Here is a 409-nt window from a genome sequence, read left to right on the forward strand (position 1 = left end):
TAGGTCGGGCCACGGATGTTGTCGTGCGCTATCGCTGGCCCGTCCGTGGGCGTTGCGGGCTGCTGGCGATCGAGATTGTTCTTGAGGATCGAGTTGACCGAACTGTAGGAGCGCGCGCCGATCTCGAGCGCGCGGCCGCACGCAGCCTCGAGCCTCTCGCGGCCATATGTCTTGGCAAGCCGCAGGATGCCGACACAGGCGCGGAAGCCTTGCTCGGGATGCGTGCGCTCCCGCAGGATAGTCGCGATCAGTGCCGACGTGCGGCGGCCGATCTCGGCGGCGCTTCGCCGGAGGCGCTCTGGCGTCCAGTCGGCATAGCGCCGGTGGCTCGACGGCATGTGCTCGCGCACCGTCGTATGCTTGCGGTCGGAGGAAGAGCGCACATGGGCGGCAACGCGTTTGCCGCAGT

The 409-nt window shown here is 68.0% G+C and carries 1 pseudogene; it reads right to left on the bottom strand.

Annotated elements, in window-relative coordinates:
* Positions 1-409: pseudogene (locus KJQ96_RS38800) on the bottom strand (IS21 family transposase); the annotation flags it as partial.

It is taken from the genome of Bradyrhizobium sp. sGM-13, from assembly GCF_018398875.1.
Lineage (GTDB): Bacteria > Pseudomonadota > Alphaproteobacteria > Rhizobiales > Xanthobacteraceae > Bradyrhizobium.